Annotated in this window: 14 protein-coding genes and 1 other RNA gene; 10 read left to right on the forward strand and 5 right to left on the reverse strand. The window is 64.1% G+C overall.

From position 1 onward, the window contains the following. Positions 1-18: 18 nt before the first annotated feature. The 3 genes from serC to gyrA all read right to left on the reverse strand — a co-directional run bounded on the left by serC (position 19) and on the right by gyrA (position 4,389). Positions 19-1,086: a 3-phosphoserine/phosphohydroxythreonine transaminase gene (gene serC, locus ACSFBF_RS22530; RefSeq protein ID WP_435471249.1), complete on the reverse strand. Its 1,068-nt coding sequence runs from the start codon at positions 1,084-1,086 to the stop codon at positions 19-21. 70 nt (positions 1,087-1,156) lie between these two features. Next, positions 1,157-1,747, reverse strand: a complete 591-nt coding sequence (locus ACSFBF_RS22535; RefSeq protein ID WP_435470825.1) for a DUF2059 domain-containing protein — start codon at positions 1,745-1,747, stop codon at positions 1,157-1,159. Further along, positions 1,744-4,389 (reverse strand): DNA gyrase subunit A, encoded by a 2,646-nt coding sequence (gene gyrA, locus ACSFBF_RS22540; RefSeq protein ID WP_435470827.1) that lies wholly within the window; start codon positions 4,387-4,389, stop codon positions 1,744-1,746. The genes ACSFBF_RS22535 and gyrA overlap by 4 nt, the downstream gene beginning before the upstream one ends. A 224-nt stretch (positions 4,390-4,613) precedes the next feature. Here gyrA and ompA point away from each other — a divergent pair, with 224 nt between their 5' ends. From ompA to ssrA, 4 genes are all read left to right on the forward strand, one after another. Continuing rightward, the gene (ompA, locus tag ACSFBF_RS22545; RefSeq protein ID WP_435470829.1) at positions 4,614-5,264 is read left to right on the forward strand and encodes an outer membrane protein OmpA; all 651 of its coding nucleotides are present in this window, start codon (positions 4,614-4,616) and stop codon (positions 5,262-5,264) included. Between the two features lie 126 nt (positions 5,265-5,390). Next, on the forward strand, positions 5,391-6,125 hold the full coding sequence (gene ubiG, locus ACSFBF_RS22550; protein WP_435470831.1) for a bifunctional 2-polyprenyl-6-hydroxyphenol methylase/3-demethylubiquinol 3-O-methyltransferase UbiG: 735 nt from the start codon (positions 5,391-5,393) through the stop codon (positions 6,123-6,125). Next, complete coding sequence (gph, locus tag ACSFBF_RS22555) at positions 6,122-6,790, forward strand: phosphoglycolate phosphatase (RefSeq protein WP_435470833.1); 669 nt, start codon at positions 6,122-6,124, stop codon at positions 6,788-6,790. Before ubiG ends, gph begins: the two co-directional genes overlap by 4 nt. Before the next feature lie 12 nt (positions 6,791-6,802). Continuing rightward, positions 6,803-7,187, forward strand: a transfer-messenger RNA (tmRNA) gene (gene ssrA, locus ACSFBF_RS22560). Between the two features lie 144 nt (positions 7,188-7,331). On the opposite strand, the gene ACSFBF_RS22565 is transcribed toward ssrA, so the two are convergent. Together ACSFBF_RS22565 and ACSFBF_RS22570 are read right to left on the reverse strand one after the other, a co-directional pair. Continuing rightward, complete coding sequence (locus ACSFBF_RS22565) at positions 7,332-7,535, reverse strand: hypothetical protein (RefSeq protein ID WP_435470835.1); 204 nt, start codon at positions 7,533-7,535, stop codon at positions 7,332-7,334. 9 nt (positions 7,536-7,544) lie between these two features. Next, positions 7,545-7,826: a hypothetical protein gene (locus ACSFBF_RS22570; protein ID WP_097199680.1), complete on the reverse strand. Its 282-nt coding sequence runs from the start codon at positions 7,824-7,826 to the stop codon at positions 7,545-7,547. A gap of 321 nt (positions 7,827-8,147) precedes the next feature. On the opposite strand from ACSFBF_RS22570, the gene ACSFBF_RS22575 reads away from it, so the two are divergent. The 6 genes from ACSFBF_RS22575 to ACSFBF_RS22600 all read left to right on the forward strand — a co-directional run bounded on the left by ACSFBF_RS22575 (position 8,148) and on the right by ACSFBF_RS22600 (position 15,228). Continuing rightward, on the forward strand, positions 8,148-9,743 hold the full coding sequence (locus ACSFBF_RS22575; RefSeq protein ID WP_435470837.1) for a class I SAM-dependent methyltransferase: 1,596 nt from the start codon (positions 8,148-8,150) through the stop codon (positions 9,741-9,743). 53 nt (positions 9,744-9,796) lie between these two features. Beyond that, on the forward strand, positions 9,797-11,533 hold the full coding sequence (gene ggt, locus ACSFBF_RS22580; RefSeq protein WP_435470839.1) for a gamma-glutamyltransferase: 1,737 nt from the start codon (positions 9,797-9,799) through the stop codon (positions 11,531-11,533). Positions 11,534-11,594: 61 nt separating this feature from the next. Further along, on the forward strand, positions 11,595-12,344 hold the full coding sequence (locus ACSFBF_RS22585) for a pseudouridine synthase (RefSeq protein WP_435470841.1): 750 nt from the start codon (positions 11,595-11,597) through the stop codon (positions 12,342-12,344). 89 nt (positions 12,345-12,433) lie between these two features. Further along, entirely contained in the window at positions 12,434-13,444 is a 1,011-nt protein-coding gene (locus ACSFBF_RS22590; protein WP_435470843.1) for a YncE family protein, read from the forward strand. After that, positions 13,428-14,240 (forward strand): polysaccharide deacetylase family protein, encoded by an 813-nt coding sequence (locus ACSFBF_RS22595; protein ID WP_435470845.1) that lies wholly within the window; start codon positions 13,428-13,430, stop codon positions 14,238-14,240. Before ACSFBF_RS22590 ends, ACSFBF_RS22595 begins: the two co-directional genes overlap by 17 nt. A gap of 13 nt (positions 14,241-14,253) precedes the next feature. Beyond that, entirely contained in the window at positions 14,254-15,228 is a 975-nt protein-coding gene (locus ACSFBF_RS22600) for a sterol desaturase family protein (RefSeq protein WP_435470847.1), read from the forward strand. Positions 15,229-15,274: the final 46 nt, after the last annotated feature.

The following is a 15,274-nucleotide window of genomic DNA, read 5'->3' on the forward strand; positions in this document are numbered from 1 at the left end:
GAGCAGCTGGGCATGCGCCTAGGCATGCGATCGCTCGAATTCTCGCATGTAGGCCACAAGTGCCTGCACCCCTGCCAGCGGCATGGCGTTGTAAATGCTCGCGCGCATGCCGCCGACCGACTTGTGGCCCTTGAGTTGCAACAGCCCGGCTTCGCGTGCGCCGGCCAGGAAGGCCTCGTTGCGGCCTTCGTCGGCCAGGAAGAACGGCACGTTCATGCGCGAGCGGCAGCCCGGGTCGATCCGGTTTGCGTAGAAGTCGGAGCTGTCGATAAAGTCGTACAGCAGCTTTGCCTTCGCGATGTTGCGCTGCTCCATGGCGGCCACACCGGTGTGCGCGCCTTCGGTCTGCTGCAGCAGCCACTGGAACGTGAGCCCCGCCATGTAGATGCCCCAGGTCGGCGGGGTGTTGTACATGGAGTGGTTGTCGGCCACGGTCTTGTAGTTGAACGCGCTCGGGCAGATCTCGAGTGCGTGGCCCAGCAGGTCGTCGCGCACGACGACGATGGTCAGGCCGGCCGGGCCCAGGTTCTTCTGGGCGCCGCCGAAGGCGAGGCCCACGCGGCTCCAGTCGACGCTGCGCGAGGCGACGTGCGACGAGAAATCGATGACCAGCGGCGCGTTGCTGCCGAGCGCGGCCAGGTCGGGCAGTTGCTGGAACTCGATGCCGTTGATGGTTTCGTTTGAGCACACGTGCACGTACGAGGCATCCTTGGAGAGTTGCCAGGTCGCAGGGTCGGGCAGCTTCGTGTGCTGGTCGTCGGCATTGCTCGCGACAACGCGCGCAGTGCAGTAGCGCTGCGCTTCCTTGTGCGACTTGATGCTCCAGCTGCCGGTGATGACGAAGTCGGCGGTTTTGCCGCGCGACAGGTTCAACGGCACGATGGCGTTCTCGCCAAGTCCGCCGCCCTGCATGAACAGGACCTGGAAGTGCGAGGGAATGGCCAGCAGCGTGCGGATGTCGGCTTCGGCCTGGGTGCAGATCGCACCGAATTCCTTGCCGCGATGGCTCATTTCCATCACGCTCATGCCGCTGCCCTGCCAGTCGAGCATTTCGGCGGCGGCGCGTTGCAGCACAGCCTCCGGCATGGCAGCCGGACCGGCCGAGAAGTTGTAGGGGCGCTTGCCGGCCGGCGTCTGCTGCTGGGTCACGTTGCTTTTACTTCTTGGCTGGGGCCTTGGCAGGTGCCTTGGCGGGAGCGGAGCCTTGGGCTGCGCCATCGGTCGGTGCGCCGAGTGCCTTGGCGACTGCGGTGTCGAGTGCGCGCATCTTGGGTTCGACCGTGGCGCGCGTGTCGGCCACGAGCTTTTCCGTCAGTGCGGTCTGCATCTTCGGGTTCAGGTCCTGGTACTTCTTGCTCAGGGGCGAGTTGATCCAGGCCAGCAGTTGCTTGAGCTCGTCTTCGTTGAAGTTCTGCTCCATCAGCGGGGTGAGGGCACCCGGGGCCAGTTGAACGGCCTTGTCGCGAACGATGGGGTAGGTCTCGTCGAAGTACTTCTTCAGCTCGGCGTCGGCAGCCTTGGCGGCAGCTTCGCGCTTGGCTTCAGGCACTTGCGTCTGCAGGTATTGCGAACCCGCCTGTGCGATCGGAGCGCTCGATTGCTCGACCAGGCCGCGTGCCAGCGATTCGATGCCGGGGCGCTGGATGTCGATGAACTGCTTGATGAGCGTGGCCTTGTCCTGGGCCATGGCGGCCATCGAACTGCTTGCCAGGGCGACCGTCAGAAGTGCGAGTTTGATTTTTTTCACTGAGGATTCTCCGTTGAAGATGAGGAAGTATCGTCCGCGTCCGGCTCGCTTTCGCCGTTCGCGTCGTTTTCGACGATACGTTGTAGCCCGCTGAGTTTGGCGCCTTCGTCGAGTCCGATCAGCGTAACGCCTTGCGTCGCGCGACCAAGTTCACGAATTTCGGCAACCCGGGTGCGCACCAGCACGCCCTTGTCGGTGATGAGCATGATCTCATCATCCGCATGCACGAGAGTGGCGGCAACGACCTTGCCGTTGCGCTCACTCTGTTGAATGGCGATCATGCCTTTGGTTCCCCGGCCGTGGCGGGTGTATTCCGTAATGCTTGTTCGCTTTCCGTAACCATTTTCCGTGGCGGTGAGCACGCTTTGCTGCTCGTCTTCGGCCACCAGCATGGCGATCACGCCTTGTCCGGGGTCGAGCGACATGCCGCGCACGCCGCGGGCATTGCGGCCCAATGGGCGGACGTCTTCCTCGTCGAAGCGCACGGCCTTGCCGCCATCGCTGAAGAGCATCACGTCGTGCTTGCCGTCGGTCAGCGCTGCGCCGATCAGGTAGTCGCCTTCATCGAGGTTCACGGCAATGATGCCGCCCTTGCGCGGGTTGTTGAACTCGTCGAGCGCCGTCTTCTTGACCGTACCCATCGAAGTCGACATGAACACGTACTGGTCGGCCGGGAAGTTGCGCTTTTCACCCGTCAGCGCGAGCGCGACGTTGATCTTCTCGCCTTCCTGCAGCGGGAACATGTTGACGATGGGGCGTCCGCGCGAGCCGCGCGAGCCCGCCGGCACTTCCCACACCTTGAGCCAGTACAGCCGGCCGCGGTTGGAGAAGCACAGGATGTAGTCGTGCGTGTTGGCGATGAAGAGCTGGTCGATCCAGTCATCGTCCTTGGTGGCGGTGGCCTGCTTGCCGCGGCCGCCGCGTTTTTGCGCGCGGTATTCGCCCAGCGGCTGGCTCTTGATGTAGCCACTGTGCGAGAGCGTGACCACCATGTCGGTCGGCGTGATCAGGTCTTCGGTCGATAGGTCGTAGGCGCTGTGCTCGACCAGGCTGCGGCGCGCGCCGACCTTCGACTGGCCGAACTCCTGCTTGATGGTGCCGAGCTCGTCGCCAATGATGGTCGATACGCGCTCGGGCTTGGCCAGGATGTCGAGCAGGTCGTCGATCTCGGCCATCACGTCCTTGTACTCGGCGACGATCTTGTCCTGCTCGAGGCCGGTCAGGCGCTGCAGGCGCATCTGCAGGATTTCTTGGGCTTGCGTTTCCGACAGGCGATAGAGGCCATCGCCGCCCATGCCGAACTCGCGCTCGAGGCCTTCGGGGCGGTAGTCGTCGGCGTTGATCACGCCGCCGTCGGCACGCGAACGCGTGAGCATTTCGCGCACCAGCTTGCTGTCCCAGCTGCGGGTCATCAGCTCAGCCTTGGCGACGGGCGGCGTTGGTGATTCGCGGATGATGCGAATGAACTCGTCGATGTTGGCCAGTGCAACCGCGAGGCCCTCGAGCACATGGCCGCGTTCGCGGGCTTTGCGCAGCGTGAAGACGGTGCGGCGCGTGACCACTTCGCGGCGGTGCTGCAGGAAGACCTGGATCAGGTCCTTCAGGTTGCACAGCTTGGGCTGGCCGTCGACCAGCGCCACCATGTTGATGCCGAAGGTGTCCTGCAGCTGCGTCTGCTTGTAGAGGTTGTTGAGCACCACCTCGGGCACTTCGCCGCGCTTGAGCTCGATCACCAGGCGCATGCCCGACTTGTCGGACTCGTCCTGGATGTGGCTGATGCCTTCGATCTTCTTCTCGTGCACCAGCTCGGCCATGCGCTCCTGCAGCGTCTTCTTGTTGACTTGGTAGGGGAGCTCGTCGACGATGATCGCCTGGCGCTGGCCACGGTCGATGTCCTCGAAGTGGCACTTGGCGCGCATCACGACCTTGCCTCGACCGGTGCGATAGCCGTCCTTCACGCCGTTGATGCCGTAGATGATGCCGGCGGTGGGGAAGTCGGGCGCGGGCACGATTTCCATCAGCTCGTCGATGCTGGCTTCGGGGTTTCGCAGCAGGTGCAGGCAGGCGTCGACAACTTCATTCAGGTTGTGCGGCGGAATATTGGTGGCCATGCCGACCGCAATACCGCCTGAGCCATTGACCAGCAAATTCGGCAGTTGGCTTGGCAGCACTTTCGGCTCTTTTTCGGAGCCGTCGTAATTGTCCTGAAAGTCGACAGTTTCCTTGTCGATATCGGCCAGCATTTCGTGCGCAATTTTGGCCAGCCGGATTTCCGTATACCGCATTGCGGCCGCGTTGTCTCCATCGACCGACCCGAAGTTGCCCTGGCCGTCGACCAGCATGTGGCGCATCGAGAAGTCCTGGGCCAGGCGAACGATGGTGTCGTAGACCGACTGGTCGCCGTGCGGGTGGTACTTACCGATGACGTCGCCGACGATACGGGCCGACTTCTTGTATGGCCGGTTCCAGTCGTTGTTGAGCTCGTGCATCGCGTACAGCACGCGGCGGTGCACGGGCTTGAGGCCGTCGCGGGCATCGGGAAGCGCTCGGCCCACGATCACGCTCATGGCGTAGTCGAGATAGCTGCTGCGCATTTCCTCTTCGAGACTGATGGGCAGGGTTTCTTTTGCGAAGGAGGTCATGAGCGAGGGGCTGGCGGCAGGAAGGCGAAATTTTACGCTGTGAGGGGTGTCGCACCGCCGCAACACAAGGTGCCTATTCCGCCTCCGTCCTACGCTTCGGGGCCGTCCAGCGGCCTGTTTGCCAAAGACCCTATGGCACAATCGCCTCAACGTTTTGGGTGGTGGTCACTTAAAGCGTCCTTGATTCGCAGCGCGGCTGCGGCTTTTTCCCCAAGAGGAGAACCATGAAGAAACTGAATAAAGTGGCGATGATGTTTGCAGTCGCTGCGCTCGCCACTGCCGCCGGCGCGCAGACCCGTGTCACCGCTGCGGACGGCGGTCCTACGATCGACAACTGGCAAAACGGCACCGGCGAACTGGTCTGGAAGAACGGCACGAATGAACTGTGCTGGCGCGATGCCAACTGGACGCCTGCTACGGCTGCCGCTGGTTGCGACGGTGCTCTGGTTCCTGCTGCTCCGGCTGCTGTTGCTCCGACCCCCGCTGCTCCGGTTGCCCCGGGTGCACCGCAAGTCGCCGCCAACAAGGTGACCTTCGCTGCCGACGCATTCTTCGACTTCGACAAGTCGGTTCTGAAGCCTGAAGGTCGCGCCAAGCTGACCGATCTGGTCGAGAAGATCCGTGGCGTCAACCTCGAAGTCATCATCGCTGTGGGCCACACCGACTCGATCGGTACGGACGCCTACAACCAGCGTCTGTCGGTGCGTCGCGCCGAAGCCGTCAAGGCCTTCCTGGTCTCGAAGGGCATCGAACGCAACCGCGTCTACACCGAAGGCAAGGGCGAGAAGCAGCCAGTGGCTGACAACCGCACCAAGGAAGGCCGCGCCAAGAACCGTCGCGTGGAAATCGAAGTGGTCGGCACCCGCGCCAACTAATCAATCGATTCCATCGATCATGAAAACCCCGCCTCGGCGGGGTTTTTTTATGGCCGTCGAATTCGCGATTGATTCGGCAAAGCCCGTGCGGTGTTTATCGGACATTGCTCGTTTCATAATCGCTGCATGACAGAAAACGTGAATGCGGATCCGGCCGAACTGGCCAAGTTTTCAGAGCTTGCGCATCGCTGGTGGGATTTGGAAAGCGAATTTCGCCCGCTGCATGAAATCAATCCATTGCGCTTGGAATGGATTGACGGTATTGCACCTATTTCGCAGCGCCGCGTGCTCGATATCGGCTGCGGCGGCGGCATCCTGGCCGATTCGATGGCCCGAAAGGGTGCTGACGTGCTGGGTATCGACCTCGCGGGCAAGGCGCTCAAGGTCGCGCAGTTGCATGCGCTCGAGGCCGGCACCCGCGGTGTGAAGTACCGCGAGATCAGCGCAGAGGCGCTGGCTGCCGAGCAGCCGGGCAGTTTCGACGTCGTCACCTGCATGGAGATGCTCGAGCATGTGCCGCAGCCGGCCTCGGTGATTCAGGCCTGCGCCACGTTGGTTAAGCCGGGCGGTTGGGTGTTCTTCTCGACGATCAACCGCAGCCTGAAGTCCTTCATGCTGGCGATCTTGGGAGCCGAGTATGTCCTCGGCATGCTGCCGCGTGGGACTCATGAATATGCGAAGCTGATCCGGCCCAGCGAACTGGCCAGCTACTGCCGCGCGGCGAGTCTGGACCTGCGGCACACCCGCGGCATGGAGCACAACCCTTTGACCCGGCGCTACTGGCTCAGCGGCGATACCAGCGTCAACTACATGTTCGCCACGCAGAAGCCGGCCGAACTGAAATCGGAATCGCAAGGATGATGGGCGTCGAGACGAAAGCCGTGCTGTTCGACCTCGACGGCACGTTGATCGACAGCGCGCCCGATCTGGGCGCCGCAGCCGACAAGATGCGCACCGATCGCGGCCTCGATTCGTACCCGCTGGAGCGTTACCGTCCCATGGCCGGGGCGGGTGCTCGCGGCATGCTGGGTGTGGCGTTCGGCATCACGCCGGAGTCGCCGGAGTTCGACGAACTGCGCGAAGAGTTCTTCGTGACCTACGAGCGCCGCATGCTGCTCAACACGCAGGTGTTCGATGGCATCCAGGCGCTCATCGAGGCGCTGCGCGCGCGAGGCTTGCTGTGGGGCGTCGTCACCAACAAGTCGATGCGCTTCACCGATCCGCTGACGCGCGCCATTCCGCTTTTCGAGAGTGCGGGCGCGGTGGTGAGCGGCGACACCACGCCGTTTGCCAAGCCGCATCCCGAGCCCTTGCACGAGGCTGCGCGTCGGCTTGGCGTGGCTTCGGAGGCGTGCATCTACGTTGGCGACGACGAGCGCGACATCATCGCGGGCCGCGCTGCGGGCATGCGCACGGTCGCAGCCACCTACGGCTACATGGGTACGCAGGCCGATTCGGCGCTCTGGCAGGCCGATGCTTCAATCTCTTCGCCCCTTGAGCTCTTGAAGTTACTCAATAGCGCCTAAAATGAGTCGCTTGGGGCTGCACTGGTTTCGACGTGGGTTCGGAGTCGCAGCGGGGCATGTCGAGCTGAATGCGCTCGTAAAACAGATTCAAACAAACTAACTGCAAACGACGAACGTTTCGCACTCGCTGCTTAATTGCCAGTGAGCCTTGCAACAGTTGGCCGATGGGCTGGGCAAGGGGGTCTGGAGCAATCCTGACCTCCCGGCTGCAAGGATAATTACATGGGCTGGCTCCGATCCGGGTACCTTGGGTCGGGGCGAGAAAATAGGGTGCTGGCGTCCGGTTTAGCGTGTGACTGCGCGACTCCGGAAGCGAGACTTAAATCAGATCACTAAACATGTAGAACTGCGCGATGAAGGCTTGCGGACGGGGGTTCAAATCCCCCCAGCTCCACCAAATTTCTCAAGGCGAGCCCACTGAACAACAGGCTCGCCGGACTCGTACCACCGCTGTCCGTTCCTTCTCTTTCGACGATTGCTGTTTGCAGCCTGCGCAAGCCAGCATGCAACCGCCGATCTCTGCGCGATCAGCCGCCGAAGCTCAGTAGCACTGGAACAAAACACCTTGCTCGGCAGGCGCCTTGCCAAGCCAACGCGGCGTCTTGCTTTGCGCGTCGCAATAGTTCGAGGCCTGGACGTAGGTCACGGCACGCAGTACGCCTTCGCGAACTTGCGTCACCTCGTTGGGTGGGGTCGAGCAGCCGGTGAGGACCAGGGCAAGCGGAAGCAGTGTGCGCCAATTCATCGGGTCATTCTAAGTAAGACCACCGGGATCGTTCGAACTACGCCCGCGATCAGGATAGAGATACTTGAAGTACTTACCGGACTGGCCGAACAATTGCCGCGCCAGTTGCACCGGATCTTCGCCCTTGTGCTTTTCGTAGAGCACCGGGCCCCAGATGATGAAGCCGTCGATGCTGAGGCTCCTCGGGGAAGGCTCGATGGCCTTCCATGCATGCGCGAACTTCGAGATCCAGGCCAGCGCTTCCTTGAGCGCATGATTGGGCGGGGTGGTTGTTTCCTCGGTCAGAGACATGGCGGGCATCCTTTGTTAAAAGACTGTATAAATATACAGTAGACTATGCCCATGAAAACATCGTTTTTTTCACCCATCCGAATTTCTCCTTGACGGGTAAACCGTCCCCCGCTGGTCAACCTGTGCGGGGGCCTTGATGCATGCCAAGCAGATAGGCTTTCAAGCCCAGCCTCACAGCTGGGCTTTTTTTATGCGCCGCGCGCGAGGCCCTGTGCAAGCCCGCTTTTTTTCGCCGGAACGCGGGGCTATAGTCGGCCAGCACTGTCACATTGCAGTCACTGCAGTTTCTAGCTGCCTGCCCAGATCCCGATAAGGACGCCCGTGCCGGATTCCCTGACTTCCGAGTTGACCAGCTATTACGACACGGTGCCCTATGACTCGCATCCGTTTCCACAGTCAGCGATGGAGCATCTGGAAGCACTGGCATTTCTCTTCGGGCTCGATGCTCCGCCTCCCGCAAAAGCCCGTGTGCTGGAGCTCGGTTGCGCGGCTGGCGGCAACCTGATTCCCTTTGCGGCACGCCACCCCGAAGCGCGTGCGATCGGCATCGATCTGTCGCCGGTGCAGGTAGCGCAGGGCACTGCGGCCATCGGGCGCGCCGGGCTGTTGAACATCGAACTCAAGGCCTTCAACCTTGCGGACATCGACGCTTCGTTCGGCCAGTTCGACTACATCGTCTGCCACGGCGTCTATAGCTGGGTGCCGGGCCCGGTGCAGGACGCGATCCTGCGCATCTGCTCCGAAAACCTCGCGCCGACCGGCGTGGCCTACGTGAGCTACAACGTGTACCCCGGCTGGAAGGCGCGCGAGATCGTACGCGACGCGATGATTCTGCGCGGCGGTCCGCGCGACACGCCCGAAGAAAAGCTGTCCTATGCACGCGGCATGCTCGACTTTCTCGAGCAGTCGGCCCGCGCCGACAGCGTGCTCAAGAAGACGCTCGAAGAGGCGATGCCGATCGTGCGCAATGCCAACAGTTCGTACCTGCTGCACGAGTTCCTCGAGCCCTGCAACGCGCCGTGCTATTTCAAGGAGTTCGTGGCGCGAGCGGATGCGCGCGGCCTCGCCTACCTGTGCGATGCGGAGCCATCGACGATGTTCGTGCAGAACTACGGCGAGAAGGTGCGCGATCCGCTGCTGCGCGAATGCGGCGGCAGCCAGGTCATGATGGAGCAGTACCTCGACTTCCTGGTCAACCGCACCTTCCGCCAGACCCTTCTGGTGAAGCAGACGCAAGCCGCACGCATCCGCTACAAGCTGGACCCCGCGCGCATCCGTTCGCTCGAATTCGCCGGCATCTTCAGGGCCGACGACGGTGGGGCGCTCACGCTCGATGTTCGCGATCAGCCGTGCAGCGCCATGCGGGGCCTGAAGGCCACGTTGCGGTTGCCCGTGCACAAGGCGGTGGCGCAACTGCTCGACACGCGTTACCCGGCATCGATCTCTGCGTCGGTCCTCATCGAGGCCGCCTCCGGGCTCACGGGGCAGCCGCAGGCCGCCATCGAACCTGCCGTGATGGCGATGCTCGAGGAGCTGCTGATCCTCGGCGCCTTGCGCATCCGGCGTACGCCGGTGTCCGCGGCCGACGTGGTCTCCGGTTTGCCGCAAGCGCTGCCCGCGGTGCGAGGCGCTTCGGGTCTTGCGTCGGGCGTCGGTGCCACCGCCAACACCTGCAACCAGTGGCACGAGCCCGTGGTGCTGACGCCGCTCGAACAATGCCTGCTGCCGCTGCTCGACGGCACGCACTCGCACGACGCGCTGGCCGAGCACCTCGAAGCAGATGTGCGCAGCGATCGACTGCGCTTCGTGAAGGACGACAAGCCGCTGACCGACCCGTCGGCAGTCAGGGAATTCGCCCGCCAGCAGGTCGCCGTGGCACTCGACGCGTTGCGCCGCAAGGCGCTGCTCACAGGCTGACCCGTACGTACATCACCGTTTTTCTTCAACACACTCAAAGAGGAGATACCTGCATGCAACAAATTCACTGGACCCCGAAGCTGCGCGCCGCCGTCGCGGCGGTGCTCGCGCTGGCGGCTGCCGGCGCATCGAATGCCGCATCGGTGGCGCCCGTCGCGGCTGAGCACGGCATGGTCGTGAGCGCGCAGCACCTGGCAAGCAAGGTCGGCGTCGACGTGCTCAAGCGCGGCGGCAATGCCGTCGACGCGGCTGTGGCCGTGGGCTACGCGCTGGCGGTGGTGTACCCCGCTGCGGGCAACCTCGGCGGCGGCGGCTTCATGACCGTGCAGCTGGCCGACGGCCGCAAGACTTTCCTCGACTTCCGCGAGAAGGCACCGCTGGCCGCCACGGCCAACATGTACCTCGACAAGGACGGCAACGTCATCAAGGGCCTGAGCACCAACGGCCACCTCGCCGTGGGCGTGCCCGGCTCCGTGTCGGGCATGGAATACGCGCGCGAGAAGTACGGCACCATGAAGCGCGCCGACCTCATCGCGCCGTCGATCCAGCTGGCCGATAAGGGCTTCGCGCTGGAGCAGGGCGACATCGACATGCTGTGGACCTCCACCGCTGATTTCCAGAAAGACCCGGTCTCCGGCGCGATCTTCCTGAACAAGGGGCAGCCCTTCCAGGTCGGCCAGAAGCTGGTGCAGAAAGACCTGGCGAAGACGCTGAAGGAAATCAGTGCGAAGGGGCCCGACGGCTTCTACAAGGGCTGGGTCGGCAGCGCCATCGTGGCGTCGAGCCAGGCCGGCAAGGGCATCATCACCCAGGCCGACCTCGACCAGTACAAGACGCGCGAACTTGCGCCCGTCGAGTGCGACTACCGTGGCTATCGCGTGGTGTCGGCGCCGCCTCCCAGCTCGGGCGGCGTGATCATCTGCGAAATGCTCAACATCCTCGAGGGCTACCCGCTCAAGGACCTGGGCTTCCGCTCGGCCCAGTCGGTGCACTACCAGATCGAAGCCATGCGCCACGCCTACGTGGACCGCAACAGCTACCTGGGCGACCCCGACTTCGTGAAGAACCCGCTCGACCGTCTGCTCGACAAGGGCTATGCCGAGAAGATCCGCGCCGTCATCGACCCGAAGAAGGCCGGCGTCTCCAAGGACATCAAGCCCGGCGTGGCACCGCATGAAGGCAGCAACACCACCCACTACTCGATCACCGACCAGTGGGGCAATGCTGTTTCCGTGACCTACACGCTGAACGACTGGTTCGGCGCCAAGGTCACGGCCGCCAAGACCGGTGTGCTGCTGAACAACGAGATGGACGACTTCACCTCGAAGATCGGCGTGCCCAACATGTACGGCCTGGTGCAGGGTGAGGCCAATGCCATCGCCCCGGGCAAGCGCCCGCTGAGCTCGATGAGCCCGACCATCGTGTCGAAGGACGGCAAGCCGGTGTTCGTGGTCGGCACGCCCGGCGGCAGCCGCATCATCACGGCCGTGCTGCATACCATCCTGAACGTGGTCGACTACGGCATGAACGTGCAGGAAGCCGTCGACGCGCCGCGTTTCCACCAGCAATGGCTGCCTGACGTCACCAACGTCGAGACCTTCGCGCTGAGCCCCGACACGCGCAAGATCCTGACCGACATGGGCCACAACCTGGGTGTGCCGCAGCCGGCCAACCACCTCGCAGCCATCATCGTCGGCGCGCCGTCGCTGGGTGGCAAGCCGGTCGGCAACAACCGCTTCTACGGTGCCAACGACCCGCGCCGCAACACCGGCCTGGCGGCAGGCTACTGATCCTGCGGCAAACTAGAAGGCGGTCGTGCCCTTGTCGGCACGGCCGCTTTTTTCATTTTTCATGCATCTGCAAGACATCCTCTATACCCAGGGCTTCGGCACGCGGCGCGTGTGCGCGGGCCTCGTCCAGCAAGGCCACGTGATCATCGAAGGCCAGGCAGTGACCGACCCCTTCGCCGATCTAGACCCCGAGGGCCTTCACTACACGGTCCAGGGCACCGCGTGGGCGTACCACGAGAAGGCCTACCTGATGCTGCACAAGCCGGCCGGCACCGAGTGCTCGCAGAAGCCTTCGACCTATCCGAGCATCTACACGCTGCTGCCGTCGCCGTTGCGCCTGCGGCCCAACAAGGGGGCCGTGCAGGGCGTGCAGGCCATCGGCCGGCTCGATCAGGACACCACCGGCCTGCTGCTGCTGACCGACGACGGCCAGTTCATCCACAAGATGGGATCGCCCAAGCACCACGTGCCCAAGGTCTACGAGGTGACGGCCAAGCACCCGGTGGACGAGGCGCAGATCGCGAAGCTGCTGGCCGGCGTGGTGCTCGACGACGATCCGAAGCCCGTGCGCGCCGCCGCCTGCGAGTCCGACAGCCCGCTGCACCTGCGGCTCACCCTCACCGAGGGCAAGTACCACCAGGTCAAGCGCATGCTGGCCGCGGTGGGCAACCGGGTCGAGGGGCTGCATCGCTCGCGCATCGGCGACCTGGTATTGCCCGACGACCTTGCGCCAGGGCAGTGGCGCTGGCTGACCGCCGAGCAGGTTGCCGCCCTGCGCGCGCCGGCCAAACCTGCGAAACCGTCGCAATAGAGGGAAAAAGCGGGAGAAGAGCGCATTCCCGGTCAGCCAGCCTTAAGAGCCGGCCGTTAAGATTCCCAGCTCTCTTTCGGAACCTTCCCTTGCGACTCCCTGCTCGACCGAACGGCCGCATCGCGGCTTTCCTGTTTTCCTGTCTGACGGCCCTGGCGGCATTCCCCGCTGCCGCCGCCGCGCCGGCCGAACCTCCCCCGATCTTCGTGCTCAACTCGCTGGACGCCAGCGTGAGCGTGATCAATCCCGTCGATTGGACGGAAAAACAGCGTATCGCCACCGGCAAGGAGCCGCACCACATCTACATGACGCCCGACGAAAAGTCGGTCATCGTGGCCAATTCGGCGGGCGATTCGTTGACTTTCCTGAACCCCCGCACGGCAGAAGTGCAGCGCGTGGTCTACGGCATCATCGATCCGTACCAGCTGCAGTTCTCGCGCGACATGAAGTGGTTCGTCACGGCCGGCAACCGCCTGAACCACGTCGACATCTACCGATGGGACGGCAAGGACCTGAAGCTGGCCAAGCGCATTGCCAGCGGCAAGACGCCCAGCCACATCTGGATCGACAACACCAGCACCATCGCCTACGTGACGATGCAGGACAGCGACGAGATGATCGCCGTCGACCTGCCCACGCAAACCGTCAAGTGGCGCACCGCCACCGGCACCATGCCGGCCGACATCTTCGGCGTGCACAACGACAAGACCCTGCTGGTGGGCCTGACCGGCAGCGACGGCGTCCAGGTGTTCGACGTGGCCGGCGCCGAGCCCAAGCTGGTCGGCAAGATCCCCACCGGCAAGGGCGCCCACGCCTTCCGCTCGGCCGGCGACGGCAAGAGCGTGTTCGTGAGTAACCGGGTGGCCAACACCATCAGCCGCATCGACCTGGCGACGCTGAAGGTCATCGCGAACTATCCGGTGCCGGGCGGCCCCGACTGCATGGACTTGTCGGCCGATGGCAAGACGCTGTACGTGACCTCGCGCTGGGCCAAGAAGCTCAGCGTGGTCGACCTGGCCAGCAACAAGGTCGTGCGGCAGGTGAATGTCGGTCGTTCGCCGCATGGCGTCTGGACGCTCGATCATGCCAAGCGCATCTAGCCGCATCGGCGCGGCCCTCGCGCTGTCGCTGGCCGGAGTCATGGCTCCCGTCGCCTGGGGGGCGACACCGGGCGCCACCTGTGAAAAGCCCGTCTACCTGACCTTCGACACCGGCCACATGGGCATCGCCCCGCTGGTGGCCGACGTGCTCAAGCGGCAGGACGTGCGCGTCACCTTCTTCGCCGCCGCCGAGCGCACCCAGACCGACGGCGACAGCCTCGACGACCACTGGGCGCCCTGGTGGAAGGCGAGGGCGGCCGAAGGCAACGAGTTCGGCTCGCATACCTACGACCACGCGTACTGGCGTGCCGACGTCAAGGGCACGCCGCCGAGCTTCCGCATCAAGCCCTCGGCCGGCCCGCAGAACGGCAAGGAATCGACCTGGAGCGCGGCCGAGTACTGCGCCAACATCCGCAAGTCGTCCGACCGGCTGGCCGCCATCACCGGCAAGAAGCCGCTGCCGCTGTATCGTGCGCCGGGCGGCAAAACTTCACCTGCGCTGCTGGCCGCCGCCGAAGGCTGTGGCTACAAGTACGTCGGCTGGGCACCCGCCGGCTTTCTCGGCGACGAACTGCCGAGCGAGAAGTTCAGCAACGCCAGGCTGCTGACGCAGGCGCTCGACACCATCCGCCCCGGCGACATCCTGCTCGCGCACCTGGGCATCTGGTCGCGCAAGGACCCGTGGGCGCCGGCCAACCTCGAGCCGCTGATCATCGGGCTCAAAGCCAAGGGCTTCTGCTTCCAGACGCTGCGCCAGCACCCGGACTTCCGCGCCTGGATCGCGTCCCACCCCTGAACGAGTTTCCGCCGTGATCGATTGGCTGACAGACGCTTTTTCCGCCGTGCAGGGCTGGTTTTTCGAGGCCGCCGTGCAGCCGCTGGTCTACGCCATCGGCCTGGGCGGCTGGACCGAAGACGCCTTCGACGCCACCGGCTGGCTGCTGGTCGGCGTCATCCAGATCCTGGTGCTGTTGGCGATCATCGGGCCGCTGCAGCGCTGGCGCTCGGTGGAGCCGGTGGTCGACCGCCACGCGATCCGCATCGATGTGCTCTACACGCTGATCCACCGCCTCGGCCTGTTCCGGCTGGCGATCTTCTTCACGCTGCAGCCCTTCTTCGACGACGCGATGGGCAGCCTGCGCACGGCGGGGTGGGGCACCTTCCATCTCGATGAGGTGTGGCCCGGCGTGACCGACGTGCCGGTGGTCGCCTTCGCCATCTATCTTGTGGTGCTCGACTTCGTCGGCTACTGGATTCACCGCGGCCAGCACCAGTTCAACTGGTGGTGGGGCCTGCACTCGCTGCATCACTCGCAGCGACAGATGACCATGTGGAGCGACGACCGCAACCACCTGCTCGACGACATCGTCCACGACACGCTGATCGTCATCGTGGCGCAGCTGATTGGCGTCGCGCCGGGGCAGTTCATCGCCTTCGTCGCCTTCACGCAGCTCAGCGAAAGCCTGCAGCACGCCAACCTGCGGCTGAGCTTCGGCGCCATCGGCGAGCGGCTGTGGATCAGCCCGCGTTTCCACCGGCTGCACCACAGCATCGGGCTGGGGCACGAATCGAACGGCAGGAGCACGCTCGGCGGCCACAACTTCGGCGTGCTGCTGCCGTGGTGGGACATGCTGTTTCGCACCGCCAACTTCGAGAACCGCTACGACCCGACCGGCATCCGCGACCAGGTCGAAGCTGATGCCGATGGCCGCGTGCGCGAATACGGGCGCGGTTTCTGGGCCCAGCAGTGGCTCGGCCTGAAGCGAATGGTCGGTCGCGGTTGAGGGGCTCCGGCCCCTGAACGGCTCGTCCGAGGCGTTATCCTCGCTG

Source organism: Variovorax nivicola, assembly GCF_051216475.1.
Taxonomy (GTDB): Bacteria; Pseudomonadota; Gammaproteobacteria; order Burkholderiales; family Burkholderiaceae_C; genus Variovorax.

Coding starts and splice junctions, on each gene's coding strand:
- ubiG (WP_435470831.1), top strand. CDS start 5,391: ATGACAGAAAACGTGAATGCGGATCCGGCCGAACTGGCCAAGTTTTCA.
- ACSFBF_RS22595 (WP_435470845.1), top strand. CDS start 13,428: ATGCCAAGCGCATCTAGCCGCATCGGCGCGGCCCTCGCGCTGTCGCTG.
- gyrA (WP_435470827.1), bottom strand. CDS start 4,389: ATGACCTCCTTCGCAAAAGAAACCCTGCCCATCAGTCTCGAAGAGGAA.
- ACSFBF_RS22565 (WP_435470835.1), bottom strand. CDS start 7,535: ATGAATTGGCGCACACTGCTTCCGCTTGCCCTGGTCCTCACCGGCTGC.
- ACSFBF_RS22570 (WP_097199680.1), bottom strand. CDS start 7,826: ATGTCTCTGACCGAGGAAACAACCACCCCGCCCAATCATGCGCTCAAG.
- gph (WP_435470833.1), top strand. CDS start 6,122: ATGATGGGCGTCGAGACGAAAGCCGTGCTGTTCGACCTCGACGGCACG.
- serC (WP_435471249.1), bottom strand. CDS start 1,086: ATGCCGGAGGCTGTGCTGCAACGCGCCGCCGCCGAAATGCTCGACTGG.
- ggt (WP_435470839.1), top strand. CDS start 9,797: ATGCAACAAATTCACTGGACCCCGAAGCTGCGCGCCGCCGTCGCGGCG.
- ACSFBF_RS22585 (WP_435470841.1), top strand. CDS start 11,595: ATGCATCTGCAAGACATCCTCTATACCCAGGGCTTCGGCACGCGGCGC.
- ompA (WP_435470829.1), top strand. CDS start 4,614: ATGAAGAAACTGAATAAAGTGGCGATGATGTTTGCAGTCGCTGCGCTC.